This is a genomic window from Streptococcus sp. HMSC072C09, from assembly GCF_001813105.1.
Classification (GTDB): domain Bacteria; phylum Bacillota; class Bacilli; order Lactobacillales; family Streptococcaceae; genus Streptococcus.
Genome location: NZ_KV811485.1, coordinates 460,410 through 464,011, shown reverse-complemented (window position 1 = coordinate 464,011; position 3,602 = coordinate 460,410). Strand labels below are relative to the sequence as shown.

General features: G+C 30.3%; 2 protein-coding genes. One reads left to right on the top strand and one right to left on the bottom strand.

What is annotated here, in order from left to right; translation table 11 throughout:
* Positions 1 to 322: 322 nt before the first annotated feature.
* On the bottom strand, positions 323 to 1,579 hold the full coding sequence (locus HMPREF2893_RS02340; RefSeq protein WP_261674171.1) for an MFS transporter: 1,257 nt from the start codon (positions 1,577 to 1,579) through the stop codon (positions 323 to 325).
* A gap of 711 nt (positions 1,580 to 2,290) precedes the next feature.
* Here HMPREF2893_RS02340 and HMPREF2893_RS02335 point away from each other — a divergent pair.
* Positions 2,291 to 2,911: a tetratricopeptide repeat protein gene (locus HMPREF2893_RS02335; RefSeq protein ID WP_070673974.1), complete on the top strand. Its 621-nt coding sequence runs from the start codon at positions 2,291 to 2,293 to the stop codon at positions 2,909 to 2,911.
* Positions 2,912 to 3,602: the final 691 nt, after the last annotated feature.

Below are 3,602 nucleotides of genomic sequence, written 5' to 3'. Positions count from 1 at the left end.
CTGGTATGGGAAGAAAACTTCCGTTTGGTTTCTTTGTTTTATCTTTTTTATTTGTAGTTCTATTTAGTTTCTATATTTTTAGTATTCTAAAAGAGATAAAGGAATTAAAGCAAATAAAAGGTAAGTAAATAGATAGACGTAATCTAATTTGAATTGTCTTTATCTGGACTATACATCCGTATCTTGAACAGGTTACTAAAAAGGTGCTAAATTATGAAAAAAGTCCCATTGTTAGTCTAAGTTGTTAGTATTTTAAAAAAAGACAAGGTGTTTTATCCTTGTCTTTTTCGTTTTACGTTTTAGTACTGCTTATGTTTCAATGTCAATAAATGTGTTCTTTTTGGAGTATTCTATATATTCTAGGTAACATTATCATGGTATAGATCAGGAGAGAAGTCCCTCCAAATATGAATATCAGACCTCCGTTTATGTCCTTTTGAAATAGATAAGTAAATACAATGGTACCTATCGGCATGATAGACGTATTTAGTGTGAACAAAGTACTCATTACTCTTCCTAAATAATTTGTTTCAATACTACTTTGAAGATAGGTCATGACGACAATATTTAGAATAACAAGAGTAAATGCTATAATTCCCATAAATAAACCGCCAACGGAAGAAATAATCACCTGGGTGTTACTAGTTGCAAATGTAATACCCAAACCAACGATAGCGATGGTTAGAAGAAAAAGTGGAATGCGAATTCTATTAGAGAGAAGTGTGTTATTTTCTTTTTTGTCTGGTAGTAGTGACATAGACACACTGGCTAATAACATTCCAACCGCAGACATAGTTTCTAAAATACCTACTGTCGCATTATCTAATAAGAGTTGCTCTTTGACTACAAATGGTACTCCAATGCTAATGGAAGTATAGAAAAAATTCAGTACAACACTAACAAGAATAATATATTTGACAATCTGATTTTCTTTTAAGAATTGGATAATTTCTTTAACCCCGTGTTGATGGTTTTCATTCTGTTTGATCTCAGCTTCCTGCCCATCGTGTTCATAGAAGAATTTCATGGTAAGTAAGACACCTAAAGCAAGGAGATTTGCAATGATTTCTATGAGAATAAAGCCTGAGAAGCCTAACCAATTATAAAAAATGACTCCAATAGCTGGCGAAAGCATGGTTGCGATAGCAATGGCAGTTTGTGTAACGGAGCTTAATCGTTGAATTTTTGTATCATTTACTAACTCGTGGATAGAGGCTGAATAACAAGTATCATTGATGTTAACTGTAATAGAGTGGAGTATGACAAACGGGATTACGAGATATAAGATAGTAGATGAATTCGTTAAAAAATAAAAAGCATAAAACAGAAGAAAAATTATAAGCCTAAAGATGAAATTATAAATTAAGATCTTTTTATGACGGTATCGGTCTACTAAATTACCGATTGGAAGCAAGAAAATCAAACTGACTAAAGGATAGATGATCATATTGATTCCAAAACTCATTGCCGATTTTGTTTGGTCCAGTAACATTAATCCTAAAGCAAAATTAAAAGCTTTTCCACTTAAAGAACTAATAAAACTACTAATAAAGTCTTTGATGATTTGTCTATTAGACATTTGATCACTTATTAAATTCTTAATATTAGCCCCCTCCATTCGTTTCAACATTACTTCGGTTATCTAATCCTATTCAATCAACCTGTGTTGTAAGGTAATTGGAATATTAGATAGACCATAATTTTTATTAATTAAGATTTTACCAATTATACTAATAAAAGTATAATAAAAAATGTAAAAAATATTGTATTTATGTTTACTAATTATATTTCTCTCTTGCTTTGACTTTATCTAAATTGATAACTTCTTACGTACCTCTTCTAAAATAGGATATAATTTACAATCGTTAAAGGATTTCAAAATGAAACAGATTAATTTATTTTGCTTTTTGTAGGCTTTACATTTATTCCAGATGTTGATACTATTTATCATAGCGCTTGACTCCGCTTTCAAACGGGAGTACAATAATATTGAGGACAAGATGGTTAATCTCTTTTATTTAGGAGGTGTCAGATATGCAAATCTATTTTGTTTATTTTATTTTCTATCTATTATCACGCGTAGTAGCACTTGTGGTTCTAGCTTATCTTATTAAGTTACTCATTGCTCGTTTAAAAAGAAACTAAGTAACATTTTGCCCAAATAGTAGTTATTTGGGCTTTTTGCTATACTTTAGCCTAGTAGATTAAATTTATAAAGGTAGTGTTTAGCATCTTCTTGTTGAGTGATTTTATTTTATGAAGGTTGTTTATAGTTGAAAGGGGAAAATAGATGGTCTCTAAACTTGATACAGCTTGGAACTTGTTTCTGGAGGGAAAAACATCAGAAGCTAAACAGTTGGTTGAACAAGATTTTTCCATTGATACCTGTACAGATTTTAGTCTTTTAAATCTGATGGGGTATTTATTATTGGCAGAAAAAGACTATGCCTCGTGTACCCATATCTTTGAGAAATACATTTTATTAGCTCAACAAAATGAAGATAAAGAACATGAACATATTGGCTTACATCAATTAGCGATGATCTACAGAGATCAGGGTGATTTTCATAAGGCTTTAAAACTCATTGAAGACGAAGAGAAGATAGTTGGAGAGTATTTTCCAAACGATAATCTAAAGAAAGCTGTGAATAACTACGAACAAGGCTATGTGAGATTTAAATTAAACAACCTTGATGAAGCTCTTACATTCATGAATCTGTCATTGGAACAATCTTTAGAGACTGATGATGTGATTTCTCAAGCTTGTAGCTATAGAGGGTTAGGTGAAATCTATTTAGCCTTGAAAAATACGGAATTATCCAATAGACATTTCAAACGGGCTATAGAACTTTTCGAAAGTGTTGGAGAGTTTGAAGGGGTAAAGGAAATTGAGGAATTGATTAATCGATGATTTGGCATGTAGATTTTGTCATTAGTTTGCTTAAATAAAAAGTTTTAATATGCTATAAATCATGTATTTGATTAAGGGAGATAAGATGAGAGGTTATGATAGAGATAGAATTTCTATTTATTTTAATTATTTTTATACCTTATTTCTTTTATTTAGAATGGAAGGATAACCCTAAACAAAAAAATAAGTCCTTTTGCTATCTTTATAAGTTTTATATGATTTACTTGTGGTTTATCCTCATAATTTCCATAATGGCTATCGGTATTTTTTCCCTTGGAGTACTAGCTGTTAGAGGCGAAAAACTTACGTCTGGTTTCTTTGTTTTATCTTTTTTAGGTGTAGTTCTATTTAGTTTCTATATTTTTAGTATTCTAAAAGAGATGAAGGAATTAAAGCAAATAAAATGTAAGTAAATATTAACTAAGAGAATTAGTTAACTAACTTAAGTAAAATATAACACGGCCATGATTCATGAGCCGTGTTTTTGTATGAATGTACATTTGAAAAATTTTTAGTTTTCCCTTAAATAAAGTACATTTTACAGTATAAGACCAGCATTTAAAATTTCCAGTGTTCACTTAAATAGAGTATATAATTGACAATGATTAGCTCAAAAACATTTTTGGTTACACAAAGATAGATTAAAAATGTATACACTTCTATACAAATAGTAGAAAAGGACTCAGTCCTG

Coding starts and splice junctions, on each gene's coding strand:
- HMPREF2893_RS02340 (WP_261674171.1), bottom strand. CDS start 1,579: ATGTCTAATAGACAAATCATCAAAGACTTTATTAGTAGTTTTATTAGT.
- HMPREF2893_RS02335 (WP_070673974.1), top strand. CDS start 2,291: ATGGTCTCTAAACTTGATACAGCTTGGAACTTGTTTCTGGAGGGAAAA.